Annotated in this window: 21 protein-coding genes; 11 read left to right on the plus strand and 10 right to left on the minus strand. The window is 58.9% G+C overall.

What is annotated here, in order from left to right; all coding sequences use genetic code 11:
• Positions 1-802 (plus strand): flagellin (locus ACCD07_RS24315; RefSeq protein WP_413448823.1); only part of this gene is annotated, 802 nt, incomplete at its 5' end.
• A gap of 9 nt (positions 803-811) precedes the next feature.
• On the opposite strand, the gene ACCD07_RS24320 is transcribed toward ACCD07_RS24315, so the two are convergent.
• Both ACCD07_RS24320 and ACCD07_RS24325 read right to left on the minus strand, forming a co-directional pair.
• On the minus strand, positions 812-1,378 hold the full coding sequence (locus tag ACCD07_RS24320) for a DUF4865 family protein (protein WP_413448824.1): 567 nt from the start codon (positions 1,376-1,378) through the stop codon (positions 812-814).
• Positions 1,375-1,779, minus strand: a complete 405-nt coding sequence (locus ACCD07_RS24325) for a tautomerase family protein (protein WP_413448825.1) — start codon at positions 1,777-1,779, stop codon at positions 1,375-1,377. The genes ACCD07_RS24320 and ACCD07_RS24325 overlap by 4 nt, the downstream gene beginning before the upstream one ends.
• 103 nt (positions 1,780-1,882) lie before the next feature.
• Here ACCD07_RS24325 and ACCD07_RS24330 point away from each other — a divergent pair, with 103 nt between their 5' ends.
• From ACCD07_RS24330 to ACCD07_RS24350, 5 genes are all read left to right on the plus strand, one after another.
• Positions 1,883-2,785, plus strand: coding sequence for a LysR substrate-binding domain-containing protein (locus tag ACCD07_RS24330; RefSeq protein WP_176655694.1), 903 nt, complete (start codon positions 1,883-1,885; stop codon positions 2,783-2,785).
• Between the two features lie 50 nt (positions 2,786-2,835).
• Positions 2,836-3,852: a TraB/GumN family protein gene (locus ACCD07_RS24335; protein ID WP_413448826.1), complete on the plus strand. Its 1,017-nt coding sequence runs from the start codon at positions 2,836-2,838 to the stop codon at positions 3,850-3,852.
• A gap of 116 nt (positions 3,853-3,968) precedes the next feature.
• Positions 3,969-4,649 carry a CsgG/HfaB family protein gene (locus ACCD07_RS24340; protein WP_413448827.1) on the plus strand — a complete coding sequence of 227 codons (681 nt, stop codon included), beginning with the start codon at positions 3,969-3,971 and terminating at the stop codon, positions 4,647-4,649.
• A gap of 8 nt (positions 4,650-4,657) precedes the next feature.
• Entirely contained in the window at positions 4,658-5,026 is a 369-nt protein-coding gene (locus ACCD07_RS24345) for a DUF4810 domain-containing protein (RefSeq protein ID WP_413448828.1), read from the plus strand.
• Position 5,027: 1 nt separating this feature from the next.
• Positions 5,028-5,690, plus strand: a complete 663-nt coding sequence (locus ACCD07_RS24350) for a DUF799 domain-containing protein (protein WP_413448829.1) — start codon at positions 5,028-5,030, stop codon at positions 5,688-5,690.
• A 15-nt stretch (positions 5,691-5,705) separates the two neighbouring features.
• Here ACCD07_RS24350 and ACCD07_RS24355 read toward each other — a convergent pair whose 3' ends face one another.
• The 4 genes from ACCD07_RS24355 to ACCD07_RS24370 all read right to left on the minus strand — a co-directional run bounded on the left by ACCD07_RS24355 (position 5,706) and on the right by ACCD07_RS24370 (position 12,310).
• Positions 5,706-6,971 carry a M28 family peptidase gene (locus ACCD07_RS24355; protein WP_413448830.1) on the minus strand — a complete coding sequence of 422 codons (1,266 nt, stop codon included), beginning with the start codon at positions 6,969-6,971 and terminating at the stop codon, positions 5,706-5,708.
• Positions 6,972-7,044: 73 nt separating this feature from the next.
• On the minus strand, positions 7,045-8,682 hold the full coding sequence (locus ACCD07_RS24360) for a methyl-accepting chemotaxis protein (RefSeq protein WP_413448831.1): 1,638 nt from the start codon (positions 8,680-8,682) through the stop codon (positions 7,045-7,047).
• 191 nt (positions 8,683-8,873) lie between these two features.
• Positions 8,874-10,637, minus strand: a complete 1,764-nt coding sequence (locus ACCD07_RS24365; protein WP_413448832.1) for a glycoside hydrolase family 9 protein — start codon at positions 10,635-10,637, stop codon at positions 8,874-8,876.
• A 98-nt stretch (positions 10,638-10,735) separates the two neighbouring features.
• Positions 10,736-12,310, minus strand: coding sequence for a methyl-accepting chemotaxis protein (locus ACCD07_RS24370; RefSeq protein ID WP_413448833.1), 1,575 nt, complete (start codon positions 12,308-12,310; stop codon positions 10,736-10,738).
• A 193-nt stretch (positions 12,311-12,503) separates the two neighbouring features.
• Here ACCD07_RS24370 and ACCD07_RS24375 point away from each other — a divergent pair, with 193 nt between their 5' ends.
• Positions 12,504-14,813 carry a nitric-oxide reductase large subunit gene (locus ACCD07_RS24375; RefSeq protein WP_413448834.1) on the plus strand — a complete coding sequence of 770 codons (2,310 nt, stop codon included), beginning with the start codon at positions 12,504-12,506 and terminating at the stop codon, positions 14,811-14,813.
• A 349-nt stretch (positions 14,814-15,162) separates the two neighbouring features.
• Here ACCD07_RS24375 and ACCD07_RS24380 read toward each other — a convergent pair whose 3' ends face one another.
• From ACCD07_RS24380 to ACCD07_RS24390, 3 genes are all read right to left on the minus strand, one after another.
• Positions 15,163-15,522, minus strand: coding sequence for a hypothetical protein (locus ACCD07_RS24380; RefSeq protein ID WP_413448835.1), 360 nt, complete (start codon positions 15,520-15,522; stop codon positions 15,163-15,165).
• 147 nt (positions 15,523-15,669) lie between these two features.
• Positions 15,670-16,533 (minus strand): hypothetical protein, encoded by an 864-nt coding sequence (locus tag ACCD07_RS24385; protein WP_413448836.1) that lies wholly within the window; start codon positions 16,531-16,533, stop codon positions 15,670-15,672.
• A 408-nt stretch (positions 16,534-16,941) separates the two neighbouring features.
• Positions 16,942-17,586, minus strand: a complete 645-nt coding sequence (locus ACCD07_RS24390; RefSeq protein ID WP_413448837.1) for a hypothetical protein — start codon at positions 17,584-17,586, stop codon at positions 16,942-16,944.
• A gap of 167 nt (positions 17,587-17,753) precedes the next feature.
• Between ACCD07_RS24390 and ACCD07_RS24395 the strand changes: the two genes are divergently transcribed.
• Together ACCD07_RS24395 and ACCD07_RS24400 are read left to right on the plus strand one after the other, a co-directional pair.
• On the plus strand, positions 17,754-18,167 hold the full coding sequence (locus ACCD07_RS24395; protein ID WP_413448838.1) for a DUF1249 domain-containing protein: 414 nt from the start codon (positions 17,754-17,756) through the stop codon (positions 18,165-18,167).
• A 113-nt stretch (positions 18,168-18,280) separates the two neighbouring features.
• On the plus strand, positions 18,281-19,195 hold the full coding sequence (locus tag ACCD07_RS24400; protein WP_413448839.1) for a GIY-YIG nuclease family protein: 915 nt from the start codon (positions 18,281-18,283) through the stop codon (positions 19,193-19,195).
• Positions 19,196-19,222: 27 nt separating this feature from the next.
• On the opposite strand, the gene ACCD07_RS24405 is transcribed toward ACCD07_RS24400, so the two are convergent.
• Entirely contained in the window at positions 19,223-19,624 is a 402-nt protein-coding gene (locus ACCD07_RS24405; RefSeq protein ID WP_413448840.1) for a hypothetical protein, read from the minus strand.
• Between the two features lie 542 nt (positions 19,625-20,166).
• Between ACCD07_RS24405 and ACCD07_RS24410 the strand changes: the two genes are divergently transcribed.
• A complete protein-coding gene (locus tag ACCD07_RS24410; RefSeq protein ID WP_413448841.1) occupies positions 20,167-21,126 on the plus strand; it encodes a GH25 family lysozyme in 960 nt (319 codons plus the stop codon).
• Complete coding sequence (locus ACCD07_RS24415) at positions 21,123-22,901, plus strand: GH25 family lysozyme (protein ID WP_413448842.1); 1,779 nt, start codon at positions 21,123-21,125, stop codon at positions 22,899-22,901. Before ACCD07_RS24410 ends, ACCD07_RS24415 begins: the two co-directional genes overlap by 4 nt.
• Positions 22,902-22,990 lie beyond the last annotated feature (89 nt).

Genomic DNA, 22,990 nt, shown 5'->3' on the forward strand with positions numbered 1-22,990 from the left:
GGGGGGGGGGGGGGCGCCCCCCCCCAAAAACCCCCCCCCGGGGGGGGGGGGGGCCCCCCCCCGGGGGGGGGGGGGGGGGCCCCCCCCCGGCGCGCTGGCGGCCGCCAGCTTTTCCATCAACGGCGTCGATATCGGCGCCATCGGCGGCGTTACGGCCGCCGCGCGCGCGGCCAGTGCCGCCGCCGCCATCAGCAACGAGGCCGGCACCAGCGGCGTCACCGCCAGCGCCGTGGGCGGCACGCTGACGCTGAGCGCCGCCGATGGCCGCGATATCGTCATCGCCGAAGCGAACGCCGGCAGCGCCGGTTCGCTTGGGCTGGCGCTGGGCAACCACAAAGGCACGGTGACGGTGACCGAGGCACCCCGTCCCGGAGGACATGCGATGAGCATCGCCGGCGCCAACCCGGCGGCGGCGGGGCTCAGCGCGGGGGCGCAGGCATCGGTCGTGATCGGCCCGCCCGATCTGGAGGAAGTGAGCGCGTACACGTCCGGCGAGCCGCCGCTGGACCTGTCCACTTTCAGCGGCGCCACCGATGCGCTGACCTATATCGACGGCAAGATCGACGACATCGGCAGCATCCGCGCGCTGCTGGGCGCCGCCAGCAACCGGCTGTCGGCGGCCGCCGGCAATGCCGACAACGGCGCCGTCAACCTGGAAGCGGCGCGTTCGCGCATCCGCGACACCGACTACGCCAGCGAAACCGCGCAACTGACGCGCGCCAGCATCCTGCGCCAGGCCGGCGCCTCGATGGTGGCCCAGGCCAACGCGCAGCCGCGCAGCGCCTTGCTGCTGCTGCGCTGACCTTTAGCGTCAGGCCAGCCCCGGCGCCGACAGGTGGCCGATCCGGTAGCGCTGTTCATGCGGCAATGGCGGAAGTGCCGGCTCGCCGCGCCACAGCACCATCCGCACGATGCTCCAGCCGGCCGGCTCGAAGCCGATCACCACCGCCAGCGCGCCGCATTCGAGCGCATGCCTCGCATGGCCTTCCTCGCGCAGGCGCAGCGCCGCCAGGTCGCTGTAGGGCGCGATGGCCTCGACGCTGCGGGTGGCATGACGCGCCTGCCGCAGCTCGCCGCCGACGCTGGCGTGCCACGGCGTCCAGGTCTGCACCGAAGGCCAGCCGAACGCCTGCGCCACGCCGGCGAAGCCGGGGCCGTTGAGGAAGCCGTGCATGGATTCCTCGTCCCGCCACAGGTAAAACGGCGCGTAGCGGTTCTCCGCTGCGTCGACATGCCCGGCGCGGTCTGAATATAAGTAGGCCTTGAACACCAGGCCCGGCAAGTTGTCCAGCAACGGCCCCTTGGTGGCGATGCGTTCGCGCACGATGCCCATGTCGTAGTCGGCCGGCAGCGTGAAGCCATATTGCATGGCGATCATCGCTGCGCTCCCAGCAGCGAGGCGGCCGGCATGCCGCCGCTGAACGACCAGTCCTCGCCGCCGGTGCTGCTGACGACCACCATCACGTCCACCGGCCGCAGGCCGGGCGCGTCGGCCAGCAGTTCGACCAGCCGCCGGTAGAACGCCTGCTTGAGCTCCACCGTGCGCGGCTTGCCGATGGTGATCGCGATCAGCACGAAATCGTCGGAGCGCGGCCCGCCTTCGCTTTCGTAGTCGCGGTCGAAAACCAGTTCGTGCGGTTCATGCTGGTGGATGACGTGGAAGCGGTCCTTGGCGGGCACGTTGAAGGCCTCGACCATCGCCCGGTGCAGGCTGGCCGACAGCGCGGCCAGGTATTCGGGGGATTTCCCCTTCAGCAGTGAAATGCGGCTCATCGGCATGATGCGCTCCTGTTTGTGTGATTGACAGGCTCACGATACAGGTCTATTTTGATCCTGAAAATCAGGAATATTTTGACAGATGGTTCGATAAAACGGGATTGTCATGCGACGGATTACTTTCGACCTGGACGTGCTGCGCACTTTTGTCACCGGCGTCGACCTGGGCAGTTTTGCCAGGGCGGCCGACCGGCTGGGGCGTTCCACCTCGGCCGTCAGCGCGCAGCTGAAGAAGCTGGAGGAACAGGTGGGCATGCCGGTGCTGCGCAAGGAGGGACGCGGCATGGTGGTGACGCCGGCCGGCGAGTCGCTGCTGGGCTATGCGCGCCGGCTGCTGGAGCTGAACGACGAGGCGGCGACGGCCGTGCGCGGCGCCGAACTGGCGGGCAGCGTGCGGCTGGGCATGCAGGAGGACTTCGGCGAGCATCTGCTGACGGAGGTGCTGGGCCGCTTCGCCCGCGTGCATCCCAAGCTGCGCATCGAAGCCAGCGTGGCGCGCAACGCCGACCTGCTGGCGCTGCTGGCCGGCGGCCGGCTGGACCTGGCGCTGGCCTGGGACCACGCCGGCACATCGCTGTCGCAACTGCAGCCGCGCCAGACGCGGGAGGTGGCGCGCGTGCCGCTGCGCTGGATCGTGGCCAGGGACGGCGTGGCGCCGTCGCTGGCCGGCGGCGAGCCGCTGCCGCTGGTGGTGTTCGATTCCCCGTGCCTGATGCGCTCGGCCGCGATGGAGGCGCTGGACCGGGCCGGCATCGCGTGGCGGATCGCCTTCACCAGCCCCAGCCTGGGCGGCGTGTGGGCGGCGGTGGCGGCGGGGCTGGGCGTCACCGTGCGCACCGGCGTCGCCCTGCCGCCGTCGCTGCGCATGCTGGAGCAGGGCGGGTTGCCGCCGCTGCCGGTGATCGGCCTGCACCTGCACCGGGGCGAGGCGGAACTCAACGCGCCGGCGCAGCGCCTGCATGACATCGTGCTGCAAGCCCTGGCGACGCACACGGCGGGAGATATATAATTTGCAACGTGGGCGCAGCATCCGACTCCGCCACATACAGGACTACCACCATGTTGAAACGCTTGATGTTCTCGTTGTATCTCGGCGCGCTGGCCGCGCCTGCATGGTCGCAAACCGCTGAAACTGCGCCGGCCGCGCCGGTGGCGGAGGCCGCCGAAGCGGTGCCGGAACAAATCCTCGTCACCGGCCAGCGCCCCGGCCCGGGCCTGTGGAAAATATCGAAGGACGACCATGTGCTGTGGGTGTTCGGCAGCTACTCGCCGCTGCCGAAAAACATGGAATGGCGCTCGCGCCAGGTGGAATCCATCCTGGCCGGCTCGCAGGAATATCTGAAGCAGCCGATGGCCGGCGCGCACGTCGGATTCTTTCGTTCGCTGACGCTGCTGCCCTTCGTCGTCGGCTTGAAGGACAATCCGGACGGCGCGAAACTGAAGGACGTGCTGCCGGCCGATGTCTATGCGCGCTGGCAGCGGCTCAAGGACAAGTACATCGGCAAGGACAACGGCATCGAGAGCGAGCGTCCGATTTTCGTGGCCGACGAGTTGTACAGCAAAGGACTGGCGCATGCCGGACTGTCGTCGGGCGGCGAGGTGTACGCGGCGATCGACAAGATCGTCAAGAAGAACAACATCAAATCGACGTCGCCAGGCGTGGAGCTGGAAATCGACAGCCCGGTCAAGGCGCTGCGCGACTTCAAGAAATCCACCATGGACGACGTGGCATGTTTCTCGACCACGCTGGAGCGGCTGGAGACCGATCTTGACGCCATGCGCGTGCGCGCCAACGCCTGGGCGGTGGGCGATATCGAAGCGATACAAAAGCTCAGTTACGCCGACCGCGAGAGCGCATGCAAGGCCGCGCTGACCAACAGCGACTTCCTCAAGAGCCAGCCGGGTTTCAAGGACATGGATGCGCGCCTGCGTGAAGTATGGGTCACGGCGGCGGAGAAATCGCTGGCCGCCAACGCATCGACGTTCGCGGTGCTGCGCCTGAAAGACATCCTCGACCCGCAAGGCTATATCGCAGCCTTGCAGGCCAAGGGGTACAAGGTGGAGGCGCCGCAGTAAGGGGCGACCGCCTGTCTTTTGTCCAGTGACTATTGGATAGATTGTTTGGCCTGCAATCAAGTACACTTGCCTCGAAGAAAAATTGCTTCATATAAAATTTTAACTCCGGGGTAAAAATGAAAAGAAATACACTGAGCGCGCTGGCGATTGGCGCGGCAATGATCTCGGCGCTGGCAGGCTGCGCAACTGAAAGCTCGCAGGCGCTGGCTGTGCCGACCGTGGCGAGCGCCGCCCGTCCCTACGCCGGCGCCCGCACCTTGGTCGCCGTCGGCAAGTTCGATAACCGCTCCAGCTTCATGCGCGGCATTTTCTCCGACGGCGTCGACCGTCTGGGCAGCCAAGCCAAGACCATCCTGATCTCGCACATGCAGCAGACCAACCGCTTCAATGTGCTGGACCGCGACAACCTGTCTGAGACCAAGCAGGAAGCCGACTTCAAAAAGCAAAGCCAGAGCATCAAGGGTGCCGATTTCATCATCACCGGCGACGTGACCGAGTTCGGCCGCAAGGAAGTGGGTGACCACCAACTGTTCGGCATCATGGGGCGCGGTAAGACCCAGGTCGCTTACGCCAAGGTCACGCTGAACGTGGTCAACATCGCCACTTCGGAAGTGGTGTATTCCAGCCAGGGCGCGGGCGAGTACAGCCTGTCCAACCGCGAAGTGCTGGGCTTTGGCGGCACCGCCAGCTATGACGCCACGCTGAACGGCAAGGTGCTGGACCTGGCCGTGCGCGAAGCGGTCGACCACCTGGTGGCCGGCGTCGAAGCCGGCGCGATGCATACCCGCACTCAATAAGGCGCCCCATGAAACAGACAATGATCAAGCGCGCCGGCATGGTGCTGGCGCTGGCCGCCGGCGTAGCGTTGACTGGGTGCGCGAGCGCGCCCAAGACTATGTATGGCTGGGAAGGCTATCAGCCGCAGGTATACCAGCATCTGAAAGGCGAAAGCCCGGACCAGCAGATCGCCGCGATGGAGCTGGCGCTGCAGAACATCAGCTCCAAGGGACAGACCGCGCCACCGGGCTTCCATGCGCACCTCGGCATGCTGTACTCGATCGCCGGCAAGCCGGACCAGGTCGTCGCTCAGTTCGAGGACGAGAAAAAATTATTCCCGGAGTCGGCGGTCTATATGGATTTCCTGCTGGCGAAAACCAAGAAGAGTGTGAACTGATATGCTGAACCGAATCCTGAAACTGGTCGCCGTGATGGCGCCCGCCGCCCTGATCGTCGGTTGCGCGACGCCGAAGGCGCCATATGACTATACCGCCTTCAAGGCGGCCAGGCCGCGTTCGATTTTGGTGCTGCCGCCGCTGAACAATTCGCCGGACGTCAACGCTGCCAACAGCGTCTATGCGCAAGTCACCTATCCGCTGGCCGAAGCCGGTTACTATGTGTTGCCGGTGGCGTTGGTCGGCGAGACCTTCAAGCAGAACGGTTTGACCAGCGCGAGCGACATGCATGCGGTCGATACGGCGAAGCTGAAAGAGATCTTTGGCGCCGACGCCGCGATGTACGTCACCATCACCAACTACGGCGCCAGCTACACGGTGCTCAACAGCGTGGTGGTGGTGTCGGCCAATGCCAAGCTGGTGGATCTGAAGACCGGCGCGGTGCTGTGGACCGGCACCGCCAGCGCCTCCAACAACGAGGGCGGCAACAACGGCGGCGGTGGCTTGATCGGCGCGCTGGTGGCAGCTGCCGTCAAACAGATCATCAACAGCACCACCGATGCTTCACATCCGGTGGCCGGCGTGACCAGCGCCCGCCTGCTGTCGGGCGGCCTTGCCAACGGCATGTTGTACGGCCCCCGTTCGGAAAAGTACCAGCAACAGTAATGACTTCCCGGCGCACTACTTCCTGATACGCGCCCCGGCCAGCTGCGCCACGCCGGCCAGCGTGGTCTGGGCGGCGTTCAGGCCGAGCAGGAAATCCTTGTCCGAGTAGGTCGCGTACACGTCCGACGGCTGGTGCCAGTTGGGATCCCAGCCGGCGCCGATCTGCTGGCCGCGCTCATTCTCGCGCAGCGAAATCGACGGCACCAGGTCCATGAACGGCGTCGAATCGGTGTTCGTCATGTGGAAGCCGACGGCGGCCGGATAGTTGGTCGCGTACTTGTCGTTGGCGGCGCGGAAGGCCCACGCCAGTTTGGCCGAAGCCTCCGCCTGTTTCGACACCGACTGGTATTCGATGTTGACGTCGGCCTCGCGGCGCTGCTCGGGCGGCGACACGTACACCGCCTGGCCTTTCGCGTCGAGCACCGGCTTGCCGGCGGCGTCCAGTTTCGGGATCGGCATGCCGTGGTCCCACATCATCATGTCGTGCTGGATCATGCCCAGCCACTTCGGCTCCGGATACTTGCCCGAGCCCTTGGGCGACTCGATGCCCTGCAAGTCCTTGCGCTGCATGGCGTAGGCGGTGGCGCCGTTCAGGCCCGTTTCCTCGTTGTTCCACAAGGCGAAGCGGATCGAGCGGTCCGTCTCGACGCCGGGCGCGCTGAAGATGCGCGCCAGCTCCATCACCAGCGCGGTGCCGGAGCCGTCGTCGTTGGCTGCCTCGCCGAAACCGATGCCGTCCATGTGGGCGCTGACGATGTACATCTCTTCCGGATGCGTGGCGCCGACCTTGGTGCAGTAGACGTTCTCGCGCTGCGAGGTGCCGACCGGAGTCTGCTCGGCGTTCAGCGCGCGCAGCTTTTCATCCGGCTGCAGCATCGGATCGGTGTTCACGCCGGTGGGGATGCGGTTGCCGAACAGCGTGCTGCCGCCTTGGCCCGGCGGGCCGCCGGCGCCGCCGCTCGGTATGCCGGGTGCGCGCTTGGCCGGCGGCGCGTCCGGCGCCGGCTGCGTGTATTGGTACTGCAGCCGTTCGGTGTTGGTGCAGCCGTAGGACTTGAGCTGCGCCTCGATCCAGTCCAGTGCCTGGCGATTGCGTTCGGTGCCTTGTCGGCGGTCGCCGAAACGGGTCAGGCTTTTGATGGTGGCCTTGTATTTTTCCAGGTCCAGCTGGCCGACCAGCGTGGAGATCGGATCGGCCGCGGGATCGGCGGCGGCTGGCGCCTGCGCCTGGGCCAGAGGGATGGCCAGCGCTAGCGCCGCCATCAGGGCTGCTGATTTCATGTAACGTCCTTTCGACATGTCAGGCAAACCAAGAATATAAATGATTTGCCGCCTGCCGGGACGAAACAATACGTCAGGCCATCGCCAGACGCGCTACCTTGGACGCGCGCTTGGCCGGCCGGCCGGTTGCCTGGCTGGCCGCGCGCGGCGCTTGCTGCGCATCGCCGGCGAGCTTGAACACGCTGACCAGTTGTGCCAGCGAACCCGCCTGGTCCTGCAGCGATTCGGCGGCGGCCGCCGCTTCCTCCACCAGGGCGGCGTTTTGCTGGGTCACGGTGTCCATTTCGCTGATGGCCTGATTGATCTGTTCGATGCCGGAGTCTTGCTCCTGCGTGGCGGAGGCGATCTCGGCCATGATGTCGGTCACGCGCTTGACGCTGGCGACGATCTCGTCCATCGTGCTGCCGGCCTGGTTCACCAGCTGGCTGCCCAGCTCCACCTTCTCGACCGAGGCGCCGATCAGCGTCTTGATTTCCTTGGCTGCCGTGGCCGAGCGCTGCGCCAGGTTGCGCACTTCAGATGCCACCACGGCAAAGCCGCGGCCCTGCTCGCCGGCCCGCGCAGCTTCGACGGCGGCGTTCAGCGCCAGGATGTTGGTCTGGAAGGCGATGCCGTCGATCACGCCGATGATGTCGACGATCTTCCTGGCCGATTCGTTGATCGAGCCCATGGTGTCGATCACCTGGGCTACGACCGCGCCGCCCTTGACCGCCACGTCCGACGCGGAGACGGCCAGCTTGTTGGCGTGGCGCGCGTTGTTGCCGTTTTCGCGGACGGTGGCGGTGATTTCCTCCATCGACGAGGCGGTTTCCTCCAGCGAGCTGGCCTGCTGTTCGGTGCGCGCCGACAGATCGTGGTTGCCGGTGGCGATCTGGGTCGACGCGGTGGCGATGGTCTCGGTGCCGGAGCGTACCTGGCCGACGATGTTTTTCAGGCTCTCGTTCATTTCCTTCAAGGCAGTGAGCAACTGACCGGTTTCGTCCGTGGCGCAGGCGTCGAAGTGGGTGCTCAGGTCGCCGGAGGCGACGGTTTGAGCTACCTGCACCGCGCGGCGCAAGGGGAGGACGATGGAACGCGTCAGCAGGTAGCCGATGGCGGCGGCCAGCAGCGCCGCCGCCACGGCCAGCACGATCATCAGCATGTTGGCGTTGTCGGCCATATCGCTGGCCTCTGCCGCGAACTGTTCCATGCCCTTGACCTGGGTGTCGGCGAACGCTTCGATCGCAGCCAGGTAGACCGTCTGCGGTGGAAGGACTTCCTTGATCAGATAGTCGCGGCCGGCGTCAGCCTGTTTTCCCTTGATCAAGCCGATCATATGGTGTTCGCGTTCCGTGAACGTGGCGCGCGCCGCCATCAGCGCCTGCAGCGCCGCCTTGCCCTTTTCCGTATGGATGATGAGCTGGAGCTTGTCGAGCGCCCCCGCGATGATCGGTGCCGAGTCGCTGATCTTGGCCAGTTCGCGGGCGGAGACCTGGTCGTCGTTGGCGATCAGCGCGGTGCGCAGCGCGCGGGCCTGGCGGTTGACTTCGTTTTCGATAGTATGCGCGAGCGCGACCTTGGCATAGCGGTCATGGACGATGATGTCGGTGTTCGTGTCGATTGCCCGGATGCGGCTGATGCCGATTGCGGCCAACGCGGTCATCAGCACAATGATGACGGCAAAGCCTACGCTCAACCGGATGCCGATCTTGAGGTTTTTTATTGCGTTCATTTTTTTTACCCGTGATATAGATTGCCAATGAAATTGCCAATGTTTGCTACATCATTGCTGGAATCATTGGGGTCCAGCGGGGATCGGGCCGGAAGAGACGGTCAGTAGCCCCGGGGAGCGGGGGCCACTGAGACGATGAGACAAGTGTAGGACGGTAATTGCTCAACAGCAAGGGGAATTCTAACGAATAATCACGGCTGTTGTTTCTTGTATGCGCCGGCGGCTGGTGTCGTCAGCTGCTGGATCGCGGCCGACACGTAGACCAGCGGCGCGTTCCAGTTGATGGCGATTTCATTGCTGGCGTAGGAGCACACATTGTCCAGCCAGGCCTTGGCCGGCATCGCCGAAGGATAGGGCTGCCGGCAGTCCTTCTTGTCTTGCTGGCCGGGCTGGGGGCCGCCGACTATCATGCCGGGCACCGGCGCCGCAATGCCGTCCGCTTCGGAGGGACGATGGTGCGGATGCAGTGGCGACTTGATGCCGTAACCGGTGACGAAGGAAGTGTCGATGGGATTGCGCCCCAGCACATAGTCCAGGCTGGACTGGGCCGCCTGCAGGTACTCGCGCCTGCCGTTCAGCTGGTAGCCTTGCAGCAGCATCATCGCCTGGTTCAGCGCCACGGCATTGCTGCCCCAGACGAAGTCGCCGGTTTGCATGGCGACGCCGTAGGCCGATCCCTTCCACGCCGCCAGCAGCTTGCCGGCGAGCGCGTCGATCCGGCCGGCGATCAGGGCCTGGTCTGCCGCCGCGCTCAGTTGCTTGCGGTGCCGCGCCAGCGACATCCAGGCCAGGCCGTGTACATCGCCCCACGACGGCACGGTCGCTTCCAGCTTCGTCGCCTGCATCGCCTTGTAGTAGTCGTCGTTGCGGGTGGCGATATACAACTCGGCCGCGGCCCAGGCGAATTCGTCGCTCACGTCCTGGTCGGGATATTCGCCGGTGGCGATATCCTTGGGCTGCAGGTACAGCGCCTTGGGATGGGCCTGCGCCCACTGCCATGCCGCCTGCGAGGCCGCCAGCATCCGCGCCGGCATGCCGTGCAGCTGCTTGTCGTACGGAGCGAGCACCCGACTCGCGGTGGCCATGACGGCGGCGAAATCAAGCGTGGCGGCGGTGGTCTTTTGCACCACGTAGCGCGCCTGCGTGGCCTGGTCCGGCATGACCGCGATGCCGTCGAAGGCCTTGTTGGTCAGCTTGTGATACACGCCGCCGTCGTTGGGATCCTGCATCGACAGCATCCATTCCAGGTTCCACAGCGCCTCATTGAGCAGGTCGGGAATGCCGTTGCCGCTTTCCGGGATGTTCAGCTGCTGTGCCTTGAAGAACTCGGGAAAGTCTTCATAGGCCGCCAGCAGCGTGTAGGTGGTGATGCCGGAGTTGACGATGTATTTGTTGTAGTCGCCGGCGTCGTACCAGCCCTTGGGACTGGAAATGACCGTGCCCGCGGGACGGGCGGCCGACGCGGCGGAATCGTGAACGAGAACCTGGGTATCGGGATGCCCGGCGGCCCGGGCAAAGACGCCGGCGTGCCGTTCAGGCAGGGCGGTGCCGGCGCGGTTGAGATAGTAGTATTTGATCGCCGCGGCGTTGAGCGCCTGGTAGGCATCCGCCGCCACCGTGAACGGCGCCGAATCCGGCAGGCCGGCGACCCGCAACTGATAGCGCCCCGGCTGAACCAGGCCGGAGAAGTCGGCCTGCCTGACGGTCTCGCCGGATGGCGCCCACAGCGCGGCCGGTCCCAGCTCCCCGGCCATCACTTCGGCACCGCTGCCCGCCTCGACGATGGCGAACTTTTGAGCCGCCACGTTCGGCACGACGGCCAGCTTGTACGAAGCGGGCAGGAAACCGAGCTGGTTCAGTTTGATTTGTACGTCGGCAGGCGCAGCGCATGCCAGCGGCGCAGCCAGTGTGGCGATGGACAAGCCCAGCGCGCGTTGAAAGAGGGGAAGTCTCACTATATTCCTTCGCATGTCGAGAAAAGGGTGTTTGAAAACGTTTTCTCGACACCTTCGGCCAGGCCATGCGAAAAGTCAAATACTTTCCGCTGACAGCCTCAGGCTCGGCGGGTTTGCGGCGGCAGCTTGAACACTTCCAGTGCCTTGGCCACTGCCTGCGCCTGCACGTCGAGCACGCCGGTGGCGGCCGATGCCTCATCGACCATCTGCGCGTTCTGGCGGGTCACCTCGTCCAGCTGCATGATGGCGTCCTGGACCTGGTTGACGCCGCTGCTCTGCTCGCGCGTCGAGCCGCTGATGTCGCCCATGATGGAGGCGACCCGGCCGATGGCCGCGATCACCGCATCCATGTCCTGGCCGGCGGTGCCGGCGACGCCGGCGCCGATCTCGATCTTGCCGGCCGAGACGTCGATCAAGGCCTTGATCTCCTTGGCCGCCGCCGCGCTGCGCTGAGCCAGGTTGCGCACTTCGGTGGCCACCACGGCGAAGCCGCGCCCCTGTTCGCCGGCGCGCGCCGCTTCGACGGCCGCGTTGAGCGCCAGGATATTGGTCTGGAAGGCGATGCCGTCGATCAGGCTGATGATGTCGACGATCTGGCGCGAGGAGCTGCTGATGTCGTTCATGGCAGCCACCACCTGCGCCACCGCGACGCCGGTGCGTTCGGCCAGCGCGGTTGCCTCGCTTGCCACGCCGCTGGCGGTGTTGACGTTGTCGGCGGTCTGGCTGACCATGCCGGTGATCTGGCCCATGTGCGCCGAGGTCTGCTCCAGGTTGGACGCCTGCGCCTCGGTGCGCGCCGACAGGTCGACGTTGGCCGCGCGCACCAGCGTGGTGGTGCTGCGGGTCAGCGTGAAATTGCTGCGGATGTCGACCAGGATGGAGGCCAGGTTCAGGTTCAGCTGGCGCACGAACGCTTGCAGCTGGCCCAGCTCGTCGTGGCGGTCGACCGCCATGCGCGTGGTCAGGTCGCCGCCGGCCAGGATGCGGGCGGCGTTGATGCTGGCCTGGATCGGAGCGACCACGGCAAGGTGCAGGTTGCGCCAGCCGTACAGGGCCAGCGCCACCATCAGCACCGCCTGCACATGCAGGGCCGTGTCGGAATAGGGCAGCAGCGCGTGCGCGGCCATGGACAGCGCCAGCAGCGCCATGCCGCCGAAGCATGCGGCCAGGCGTTGCGCCAGCGTGATGTCGCGCAGCGCGTTGGCCAGCCTGCGCCAGCCGCGCGCGGCGGCGGCGCCGCGCACGATGCGGATGCCGTCCGGATTGCCGCCCTTGACGCTGCGGTAAAGCTGCTCGGCTTCCTGGATCTGTTCGCGCTTGGGCTTGGTGCACACCGACATGATGCCGGTGGTCTTGCCCTTTTCAATCACCGGCGTGGCGTTCGCGATGCACCAGAAGTAGCCGCCGTCCTTGCGGGCGTACTTGACCAGGCCGCGCCACGGCTCGCCCGACAGCACGGTGCGCCACATGTCGGCGTCCACCTCGGGCGGCATGTCGGAGTGGTACAGCGATTTTTGCAACTGCCCGCGCAGCTCCTCGTCGGCGTAGCCGCCGGCGTCGATGAAGGTGGAGTTGGCGTAGGTCAGGCGGCCCTGGAGGTCACTGGTGGTGACGATGGGCTTGCCGTCTTCAAGAATGGTTTCCTGGCCGGTCGCGTGAGATGTGCTGCGCATGGACGATCCTGTGCATGGGGTTGACTAAGGTGGTCAGCATACTAACAGACTTAAGTGGCAACTAATTTCTGGTTAGTATTATTTTTGCATGGATGCAACGCGGGTAAGTGTGCTTCCGCACAGATATATCCGGCCCAAGCGGGGAACCTCATGCTCATTTGAAGCGCAACGCAAGAAATGACAGGGCGTAAATATGAGCGACGCGGCACAACCGGTGAGCGAAGATGACGGCCCGCTTTCGCCCTGGTGGATACGCACGATACTGATCGTCATGGTGCTGGGCTTTGCCGGGCTGATCACGGTCACGACGCTGTCTTACCAGAATGCCCCGCCTGTCCCGACGCAGGTGGTGGACGCGCGCGGCGTCGCCGTGTTCAGCGGTGACGATATCAGCAGCGGCCAGGCGGTATTTCTCAAGTATGGCTTGATGGCCAATGGCAGCATCTGGGGCCATGGCGCCTATCTCGGGCCGGATTATTCGGCCGCGGCGCTGCATCGCATGGGCGAGCAAACTGTGGAGGCCATCGCGCAACAACGCTATCGGCAATTTTTCGCCGCGTTGCCGCGTTCGCAGCAAGCCGCGGTGCAGGGCGAAGCCACCGTGTCGCTCAAAACCAATCGCTATGACGCGGCCACCGCGACGTTGCATTTTACCGATCCGCAGGCTGCAACCTATCGTGAACAGGTGGACTTCTGGACCGCGTATTTCCGCGAGCCGTCGCGCAATGGCGGACTCAAGGCCAATCTCATCACCGATCCTGCCGAGCTGCGCCAATTTACGGCCTTCGTCATGTGGACGGCCTGGGCCTCGGTGGCCGAGCGTCCCGGCAAAGACTATTCCTATACCAACAATTTTCCCTATGATCCCGGTGTCGGCAATTTGCCCACGTCCAGTGCGTTGTTGTGGAGCGCCTCAAGCCTGATGGTTTTCCTCGCGGGGATCGCGACCGTGTTGCTGGCGTTCGGGAAGTTCGACTACCTCGGCTGGATCACGCGCGGCCATCATGTGCATCCGCAACTGGTGGCGGGACAATCCAGCCGGGGTCAAAACGCGCTGGTGAAATTCTTTGTTGTCGTCGCGCTGTTGTTCCTGGCGCAGTCGCTGGTGGGAGGCGCCGTGGCGCATTACCGCGCGGATCCCGGCAGCTTCTACGGTTTTCAGCTGGAACGCATATTTCCGAGCAACCTGGTGCGCACCTGGCATTTGCAGATGGCGATCTTCTGGATTGCCACCGCCTATGTGGCGGCAGCCTTGTTCCTCGGCCGTTCGCTGCGCGCCGACGAGCCGCGCTGGTTGGCCGGCTGCATACACGCGCTGTTCGCCGCCTTTGCATTGGTGATCGGCGGCAGCCTGCTCGGCGAGTGGCTGGGCATTTCACAACTGCTCGGCCGCTGGTGGTTTTGGTTTGGCAACCAGGGCTGGGAATACCTGGAGCTCGGCCGCTTTTGGCAGTACCTGCTGGTCGCCGGCTTGTTCGGCTGGTTTGGCTTGCTGTGGACACTGGTGCGGCCGCGCGCGCTGGCCCGGCCGGCGGTCGGACCCATCGTCCGGATGTTCCTGATCGCCGCGCTGGCCATTCCGGTCTTTTATGTTCCGGCGTTGTTTTTCGGCGCCAAGACCAACTTTACCGTGGTCGATACCTGGCGTTTCTGGATCATCCATTTGTGGGTGGAGGGCTTTTTTGAGTTCTTCGCCACGACGGTCGTGGCGCTGACCTTCTATCAACTCGGCCTGACACGCCGCAATGTCGCGCTGCGGGTCATCTATCTCGACGCGATCCTGTATTTCCTCGGCGGACTGATGGGCACCGGCCACCATTGGTATTTCAGCGGACAAACCAACGTCAATATGGCCCTGTCGGCGCTGTTCTCGGTGCTCGAGGTGGTGCCCCTGACCCTGCTGACCCTCGATGCCTGGGACTTCGTGCGCACGACGCGCGGCGACTGCGACGTGTGCGGCAAGGCGATCGCCATACCGCACAAGTGGACATTCTATTTCCTGATGGCGGTGGGTTTCTGGAATTTTGTCGGCGCCGGCATTTTCGGTTTTCTGATCAACCTGCCGATCGTCAGCTACTACGAGGTCGGCACCCAGTTGACGCCGAACCACGGCCACGCCGCCATGATGGGCGTATTCGGCATGCTGGCGATCGCGCTAATGGTGTTCGTGCTGCGCCAGACCAGTGACGACACGCGCTGGGCCGGCATCGAGAAATACATCAGGATCGCCTTCTGGGGCACCAACGTAGGCCTGGCGCTGATGGTGGTCATGAGCTTGTTCCCCAGCGGTGTGCTGCAGGTCTGGGATGTGCTGCAGCACGGATACTGGCATGCTCGCAGCCTTGACTACATCGGCAGCGAGCGGTCGCGCCTGATCGAATGGCTGCGCCTGCCCGGCGATCTGGTGTTCATCCTGTTTGGCGCGCTACCGCTGGTGATCGCGTCGATCAAAGGCTACCTGGGCATGCGCGCTGCGGAGAGGGAGCATGCCGTGCGGCGCTGACGGCTGAAATCGGCGCTCGCAGCGTTGTCAATTGCATGCAAAGCCGCGTAGAATGCGTGGCACGCGGGTGTAGCTCAATGGTAGAGCAGAAGCTTCCCAAGCCCCGCCGCCTCGTTAAAACCCACTGTTCATGCGGGTTTCAGACGCATGAATATGCGATCACACCAAAATCCCACCTTAATCAACAAGTTATCAGCCATCACATTTTCGACCCCACATCTAGTCGAAAAAGCTGACGATACAGTGTGATGGCTGTTTGAAATAAGAGCTGATTTAAAATGTCTGTTCTGGCCCCTTTCCGGATTTCGAGCTTGTTAGCCGATTTGCATAGAAATTAACATTAATCAGTTCACTCATTGTCATTTTTCCATTTTTCCGCCTTAAGCGCCAAAATATAAAGACCAACATCAAGAACGAAGGTGATAGCTGCTGCCAATAGGAACCAAACATAGTTGTTAATAGAGTAGGAAATTGATTTTTTTGCCTCTTCCAGCTGTGCTGCCGGAATAAATGTCATTGAAGTAGCTGAGGTAACACTGCCGCCAATCGAAAATCCAATACCTACAAAAAGTAATCCTACAGCAACCCATTTCAATACGGGTTTCACCAGTTCATCATATGCTTTTGGTTGCTTATATATCGCCGTAACGAGTGCACATATAACAGCAAAAATACCACTCGCAATTAATTTCAAGTCTACAGAATCCATTTAGTTATTTTCATAAAATATTACATTTGAACCTATTGCGTATTATGCTTAGTGCTGCCTCTATTGGATCAGATCTGGTCTTTCCTAGGTGAACGAAAATTACTACTGAAGATTAGAGGAATCTTAGTTGTCTCAGATGGAATTTCGCTAAATCCAATAATCTGGTTTGATCAATTGCATATTGTGCGCGGCAAGAGTTCGGTTAATCACGCCAATTACTGCTCCTCTTACTGCATTATATTCGTTCGCACGGCTGGTATCGAGATTTCCATTTTTATCATCGATTATCGCGAGTTTGCGCAGGTCTTTTACCTCTTTGAGGAGTTGAGTTCGTAGTTTCTTATTTTCTCCCAAGGGCAGTAGACTGAGTGGATATGTAGCACCGATTAAGTCTCGGCTAATCCTATCTCGCAACATTCCGGTCTGAAGAAATAGTACAGTATCTCCTAGCGCCTCAATGAAGCTGATGCAACTAACTTCTCTAGAAAAATCATCGGTAAACGCCGGGCGATCAAACCCATCAAGCAGCGCAGAAAAGTCTTTTTCCTGCTCGTCTACGCCAAAAGCCTTAGCGTATTCTTTATAGCTGTCCTGCACCAACTGATTGGAGCGATTGAGCTTATCATTGAAGTGACTCCAACTCCAGTAAGAGATTTTGAAAGGGTATACCTTGGATTTGTTCAAAGTTGTGACCGCCTTATGGATAGCGGTATCTTCCTTCAGCGTTGTCGCAATCACGAAAGTGTTCAGTGGTGGATTAAATGCAAGTGCATCATTAGCTTCTGATTTGATCAGTGCTTCGGTGAGTTGCTTATCTGACTGCATTTGCTTGCATTGTACACCCAAGTGCAATTCTCCTGGCATTTCGCCGTACACATCAACACCGTTTTGACGCTGCCCTTGTCGCCCATATTCACGGACGGTAGAGATATCACACATGTGTTCAACAAGACGCAACGTTAGAATTTGGAAGTCTTGCCAATTCGCTGGCGGCGGAAAATTGAGAATCATTAGAGTCGTGGTTGGGTTAGATTATCGATCCACATCGCGGATGTATCCGCGATGCCATTAAATGTTTTGTTAAACTCGATCAATGAGTAATGCGGTGGTGTATTATTAATTTGCAATTGTGATAATTATGAAACTCAGGGATTCTTCCTAGGGAAACGCTGATCTAATCGATTTTTCAGCCCAATACGCATTGCAAGTCCTTGATTTATCACGGAGAGGAGTTTCAGAAAACGAATAAATCAGCACTTCCCTAGATCTTTAGGTAAGCGGCCCCTTAAGCAAAGCGCCTGGTGTTGGCCAATTACTGCAAGTCCTTACCGAAGATATCCGAAAACTATCCGTGAATCTTCGTGACCAGCGTGCTCCACAGCGGCTCAGTAGATTGACTAGTTGGACACCGCCTCACGCTCATTTTGCGCTAGGCTTTGCCAATGCGATTGCTTTCTTTGCATCGCCTAGCAGCGATCGAATCTGATCGATATCTGAAAGTTTTAGGAATGCTTGCGTCTTTCCAATGCGACCACTGGAGACCGCAAAACTTATTTCACCGGCACGACCAGAAAACACGACAAATGACAAGTCTCCCTTGGTCTTATAGTGTGCCTCAAAATTACCAAACGTCGTAACGCCACGATCAATTTTGCTAATGTAGTCTAGGCCGCGCATAAGTGAGTCAATTTCGTCTTCGTCAATGAATGAAGTGCTCTCTCGTTCAAGACGCCCGGATTCCTTTACTTCGAATGCTACTCCATACTGCGCAGATTTGGGATTGCTAGCATCGCGGAATTCGCGCACATCGATAGAAACCCGCCCCATCCCGTTGACGGTACCAAGTGAGGTATATCCTTTAACGAGAACAATACCAGTACGCGCAGAAAATGCTTCTAGTTTAGTGGTGGGTGGTGTTTTCGCCCCATCGACCTGTTCTTGAGCAAAGCTAATCAATGGAAAGATTAATAGAGTAGCGAGAAGAATTTTTTTCATAATGCCCGAAGATTGGTTAAACGCCGTATCTAAATAATTCAATACCTTGTAGTGGCGAGCTGTCGACAAGCCGCTTTGGGTCGAACTCAGCCTGATGCTGGCAAGAATACCATCTTGCTGAGATGAAAAATACGCACATTCTCACATCGGCGCTCGTGTGAGGCATATTGAGGTTGCGTTGTCCGTTTGCGTTTTTCCATGGATGGTTCCCGTATTGCAATCAACGTGGAATCGACATGGATCTCTATCAGCAGAACTACCGCAAGTTGCTTCAACTTCTCCCCGACTTGCATGATATGAAAGGGCCCGCCAAGCTCACAGCGCTCGGCCACAACGATGTCAATATCGATGTGATCGAACGGCACAAGCGCCGCTTGGTTCTGCGCATGAGCCACTATCTCGAACGCCTGCACGGTGCTGCGATACCTGACCCGGACATGACCATTGAGGTGTACTTGATGGCTGAAACGGTCGGGGTATTGACGTACACCGATTGCTTCGGTTCGAGGAAAGTGTTTTGCCCAGAACTGATGGCGTTCAGCCCGCTGGCAAAGGCGGAACTGAACCATTTCCTCGACCAGTGGCTGACGAAGATGATTGCCGACGGACGCCTCCCGTCGAAGCCTGAACTGGCGGAAAAGGCCAATTAGCTCGGCCTTGTTGTGGCGCGGCCCTGTCCATGCGGGACTAGTGACTATTTTCTCCATAGGAGCGCGCTCTTCTGTTCTGTTATTGTTCTGGTATTACAAGCCAGGATGCGAAAATGGGGAAAAGCATAAGGATCTACCTGCCGAACGAAACGGTAGCCGGCATTCGCCATGCCGAAATAGCAAATTGGACTGGACAGGCGCTTGCCTGCCCGCGTTCGCTTTTCAGCGAATTGCGCGAGTGGCCGGAGGTCCAGCGCCCTGGCGTTTATATCCTGTTCGGGGTGAATGATGAGACCGGGGCCGAAATCGCATATATCGGCGAAGCTGAAGTGCTCGCTGATCGATTGCACAGCCACCTGTCTGGGAAGGAGTTCTGGTCGGAGTTGGTGAGTTTCAGCAGCAAGGACGAAAACCTTACAAAGGCTCACGTGCGCTATTTGGAGGCACGGCTGGTGTCGATGGCAGGTGAAGCAAAACGCTATCAACTTGAAAACAACGTGGCACCGGCACTTCCGTCTTTACCTAGAGCGGATCGAGATGCAATGGAGGAGTTCTTAGCTTTTGCCAAGACCCTATTGGGGGTATTGGGACATCGCCTGCTGGACCCCCTTGTCGTTCGTGAAAACGCCATGGATCCGCGAATTGCTGCCTTGGTCAAGAACCTTCCTACGCCTGCAGCCAAGGTTCTTGAGCCGTCTTCTGTTTTTCATCTTCGGGTAAGCGGTCTACACGCCCGAGCTGTCTGGACCGATGAGGGTATGGTCGTCTTTGAAGGATCAGATGCAGCCCTAACACCTGCATCGAGTCTTACGGGTGGGGCTATCGCATTGAGACAGACGCTGATTGCATCTGGAGTACTCGCAAACTCAAACGAGAAGATGATCTTCAAACGGGACCATATGTTCAAGACCGCATCGCAAGCGGCCGGAATAGTCACGGGATACTCGATCAACGGACGCGACAACTGGAAGCTCGATGATGGCATGACCTTTAAGCAGTATTTTGAAAGCGGCCTTGACCTTGCCTAGCGATTGTCTCGTCCGAAGATCTTTTGATCAACCCAGCTTCGCCTTGATCAATTGGTAGTAGGTGCTGGCACCGGCAGCGCTCAGCTTGGCTTCGGCGACGAACTGTTCGACGATCTGCTTGCGGGTTACGTCCTGTTGCTTGGACATGCGCAAGTAGATGGCGGAGGCAATTTCCATCTTCGTCGGTGCTTTCGGTTTCTTCTCGGCTTTGACCGCAGAAGAAACGCCAGCATCGCTCTTTCCTTCATTCGCTGTCGTATCCGCCGTCGGCGTCGATGAAATCGGCGTAGAGGCGTTTTTAATCGGTCCAGCTCCGCTTGGCGATGCAGGTGCAACAGCTTGCGGCGTGGTCGTCGCGGCGGCAGGTGCTGCCGATTTCTGATCGGTCGTTGCCTTGGGCAGTTCGGTTGCAGTAGTCTTAGCGTTCATGATGTAGGCTCGCTTGGTTAAGGAGCCTTTACCATCAACAGGTTTCGAAAACTAGGCAACAGCTAGTTTGAAGGTCAAGGCCAGGCCACTTCATGGTGTTGACCATCGCCGCTCCAAAGCGATTTTTCGGTGAGCAACCACCACAGTTCCCATCACATCCGCGAGGGTATCCGTTTAAGACCCGCATGAATCCAGGGTTTCTAGAGCTACGTCAGAAGCTTTGAGAGCTGGAAAGCTGAAGCCGAAAGGATTTATTAGTTTCGAAACCGGCGGTCCTATCGATTGCGCTTTATCTAGTGGCGCGGCGTATGGGCGCAACCACGATAGTGCTTCGACAACGTCGCTTCGATTCTATCGATTTGCACTTGGAGCGCTGGCATATCCAGCAGAGCTTGGGTGTATCGGCGCCGACATAAAATATCAAGAAAACAACGCTCCCAAATAAAACCAGCTCCGCTTGGTAGGAGTAGGGCTATACAATGGTATTGTAATCACAACATACCCATCAATCCCCGCGAACGATGATCCTTTATGGTGACAATATGCAAGTAGCCCATGCAGCCTTGACCATCCCTTTCCTCATTTTCATTACATCGGTAACTCACGCCGAAAATCTCAAACCTTTGATTAATGAACCTTCCAGAAAAGAACTTTTTTCTGAGCTCATAAGGAAAAAGGCTGAGAAAATCGAAACCACCGATACTGTTGAATTCAAATTACGAAGTGACTTCTATTTTCCCAAAGATGCCCTGTATGACGAGACAGCTGACGCTGGCGGTACGGAAAAAAAAGCCCGCACCGATTCAATATTCGGCATAGACCTCTCTCACTACACACCATCAAACTTTCCGATCGCGTCATTAAGTAAAAAACAAATACGATTCACCTATTTGAAGGCGACACAAGGCACTGGCTACATGGACGGGAAATTCACCATGTTTTGGAAGGAACTCGATAAGCTGCCAAAAGGACAGCAGATTCATAGGGGAGCCTATCACTTCCTTAGTGCAGAGAAAGATGCTAAGGCACAAGCTTCGACCTTTGTGGAGTTCTTGTCCCAGAACGGTGGCCTCAAGCCAACAGATATGCCTCCGGTGATGGATCTTGAGTGGGACAAGGCAAGTATGAAGGCCAAGGATCGCTGGCAAAACAAAACAGCAGACCAGATTGTCGCTGCGGCCAAAGCATGGCTGGAGGAAGTCGAAAAACAAACTGGTCGAAGGCCAATGATCTACACATCGCTGGTCTGGTGGCGCGAACGTGTCGGCTCAGATCGGCTAGCTGAGTTCAGTGCATATCCATTATGGATTGCCGATTATTCGGCATCTTCCCGAGCAGTGGAAACCCTTAATGTGCCGAAAAAAATGCCGTGGGCACTCTGGCAGTACACTGAAAACGCCAGAATGACAGCGGGGTTTGAAGGGGGATTTGATGCAAATATCTTCAAGGGTAAGGAAGCCGATTTTTATAGCAAACTTAACTTGCAGCGCTTTGAGCCATGATCAAACATATAGCCATCAGCCTTTGGCTGCTTTACGGTTCTGTGGAAGCAGCAACTTGTCCCAACGGTGCCGAGGTAGACACACTGGCGCGCTGCAAATACTTTGAACAATACACCAAGCCAACTATTGAACATGATTTAAGAATCACTGAGCGGCTTGGAGTCAAAGATGCTAAAAGCATACGTTCAATTGCCTTGATTGTTGGGATTGATACCTATAGTAATTTCCCTCCGGAGAGAAAAAATCTAGCGCCTGCTAAAGCCGATGTCGACAACTTACGTGAGTTCTTTAAGTCCGATCAAAAATTCGACGAAGTCATTGTTCTTCGCAATCAAGACGCAACGACAGAAAATATCGAATATTTCCTTGGACAATATTTACCACAGCTCGGTCTTGAAATGATAAAAAAGACGCGCCTTGTATTCGCATACTCCGGACACGGTGTAGACAGCAGCAATGCAAGAAAAGCGGTTTTTTTACTTTCAAACGCCAAAAATCCTGACGACCTTGCCAATAGTTATCGCATGAATGATTTGCGAGACCGCCTAAGTACCCTATCCATCAACTATTTTCATGTCCTAGCCCTCATCAATGCCTGTTATGGTGGCCATCTATTTGACAATGGACAAGGCAACGGTGGTGGAAGCATGAATACAACGGAACAACCCGGCGCCTATGCGATGACCGCGTCCTCGGACCTTCATACATCGGCGTCTCTAGGTCGTAAAGGCGACGGCAGTATTTTTTTTGACAACCTTATAGCTGGTATCAAGAGCGGTGCCGCCGATCGTGAATATTTGCGCATTATGGACGCAGACGGAAAACTGCAGCAGCAGGGTGGCATTGTGCGTTTGGGAGCACTTAATAGCTACCTAGATACCGAATATGAAATTCTTAATCGACGAAACAATATACACCTCGATAAAACTTGGATTGGTCCAATTCAAGATAGTCATGCGCGGGGCGGATTCTTTTTCCTATCACCCATTAGCGTAAAGCAAGGTGCTCAAGCAATACATGTATCGCCGGGGCCTCGGAGCAGCGTACCTGGTCGCCCGGACCTCAAGATCTTTTCTGCAAAAGAAGACTATCCAATCCGCGGCATTGATGTGAGTGTCCATGAAGGTCAAATTGATTGGAAGACCGTTAAGAAAAAGAACGAACTGAGATTCGCTTACATGAGGTCCAGCAGTTGGGCAGGCGAAGATATGTCGTTCAGCAAACACTGGAGTGAAGCTAAGCTAGCTGGGCTGGACAGGGGGGCCATCCATACATTTGATTACTGCCTTACGCCTCTGCAACAGGAGGAATTGGTAGCGCGCATCGTTCCCAAGGACGCATCCTCGCTCCCGATTGCATTAGTTTTGACCGAAGCGCCCGCTTCATTTAACAAACGTGAGCACGCCTGCTACTCAAAATATAGCAAAGCGCAGCTCCAAGCCTCCATTTTAGATCTTACGGCGCGGCTACATAAACGCTATGAAAAAATCCCTTTGATTTACGGCACTAGGTCATTTCTTAACGCAATATTGGACGAGCGATTTAATCGCTACATGATCTGGCTTGCAGTCTATAGAAAATCCACAGCCCCAACCGACGCCGACCTCGGTCTACGCGGCAACAATCCCTGGACCATTTGGCAACACACGGCCTCGCTCACCGTAAAGGGGATCGGCGATAATGTCGACAGCAACGTGTTCTTTGGCGGGGAGCGCGAATATCAGCGCTTCAAACTAGGTACCAACAACGAGGGGCTAGAGGCCGCTCACTGGTGATTGGTTGACACAAGCATCGATGTTCATTTACCCCTTTCGCCACATCCTCTCGAACTCTCGGGCCACCAAGTATTTTAAACGCCCCCCGA

It is taken from the genome of Duganella sp. Dugasp56, assembly GCF_047304105.1.
In the GTDB taxonomy this organism is placed as follows: Bacteria; Pseudomonadota; Gammaproteobacteria; order Burkholderiales; family Burkholderiaceae_D; genus Rugamonas; species Rugamonas hordei.

Excerpts from the sequence above, each read along its gene's own strand:
- ACCD07_RS24395 (WP_413448838.1), top strand. The coding sequence starts at position 17,754 with ATGGATCTCTATCAGCAGAACTACCGCAAGTTGCTTCAACTTCTCCCC.
- ACCD07_RS24375 (WP_413448834.1), top strand. The coding sequence starts at position 12,504 with ATGAGCGACGCGGCACAACCGGTGAGCGAAGATGACGGCCCGCTTTCG.
- ACCD07_RS24370 (WP_413448833.1), bottom strand. The coding sequence starts at position 12,310 with ATGCGCAGCACATCTCACGCGACCGGCCAGGAAACCATTCTTGAAGAC.
- ACCD07_RS24345 (WP_413448828.1), top strand. The coding sequence starts at position 4,658 with ATGAAACAGACAATGATCAAGCGCGCCGGCATGGTGCTGGCGCTGGCC.
- ACCD07_RS24360 (WP_413448831.1), bottom strand. The coding sequence starts at position 8,682 with ATGAACGCAATAAAAAACCTCAAGATCGGCATCCGGTTGAGCGTAGGC.
- ACCD07_RS24400 (WP_413448839.1), top strand. The coding sequence starts at position 18,281 with ATGGGGAAAAGCATAAGGATCTACCTGCCGAACGAAACGGTAGCCGGC.
- ACCD07_RS24355 (WP_413448830.1), bottom strand. The coding sequence starts at position 6,971 with ATGAAATCAGCAGCCCTGATGGCGGCGCTAGCGCTGGCCATCCCTCTG.
- ACCD07_RS24405 (WP_413448840.1), bottom strand. The coding sequence starts at position 19,624 with ATGAACGCTAAGACTACTGCAACCGAACTGCCCAAGGCAACGACCGAT.
- ACCD07_RS24335 (WP_413448826.1), top strand. The coding sequence starts at position 2,836 with ATGTTGAAACGCTTGATGTTCTCGTTGTATCTCGGCGCGCTGGCCGCG.
- ACCD07_RS24350 (WP_413448829.1), top strand. The coding sequence starts at position 5,028 with ATGCTGAACCGAATCCTGAAACTGGTCGCCGTGATGGCGCCCGCCGCC.
- ACCD07_RS24380 (WP_413448835.1), bottom strand. The coding sequence starts at position 15,522 with ATGGATTCTGTAGACTTGAAATTAATTGCGAGTGGTATTTTTGCTGTT.
- ACCD07_RS24410 (WP_413448841.1), top strand. The coding sequence starts at position 20,167 with ATGCAAGTAGCCCATGCAGCCTTGACCATCCCTTTCCTCATTTTCATT.
- ACCD07_RS24325 (WP_413448825.1), bottom strand. The coding sequence starts at position 1,779 with ATGCCGATGAGCCGCATTTCACTGCTGAAGGGGAAATCCCCCGAATAC.
- ACCD07_RS24340 (WP_413448827.1), top strand. The coding sequence starts at position 3,969 with ATGAAAAGAAATACACTGAGCGCGCTGGCGATTGGCGCGGCAATGATC.
- ACCD07_RS24415 (WP_413448842.1), top strand. The coding sequence starts at position 21,123 with ATGATCAAACATATAGCCATCAGCCTTTGGCTGCTTTACGGTTCTGTG.
- ACCD07_RS24330 (WP_176655694.1), top strand. The coding sequence starts at position 1,883 with ATGCGACGGATTACTTTCGACCTGGACGTGCTGCGCACTTTTGTCACC.
- ACCD07_RS24320 (WP_413448824.1), bottom strand. The coding sequence starts at position 1,378 with ATGATCGCCATGCAATATGGCTTCACGCTGCCGGCCGACTACGACATG.
- ACCD07_RS24385 (WP_413448836.1), bottom strand. The coding sequence starts at position 16,533 with ATGATTCTCAATTTTCCGCCGCCAGCGAATTGGCAAGACTTCCAAATT.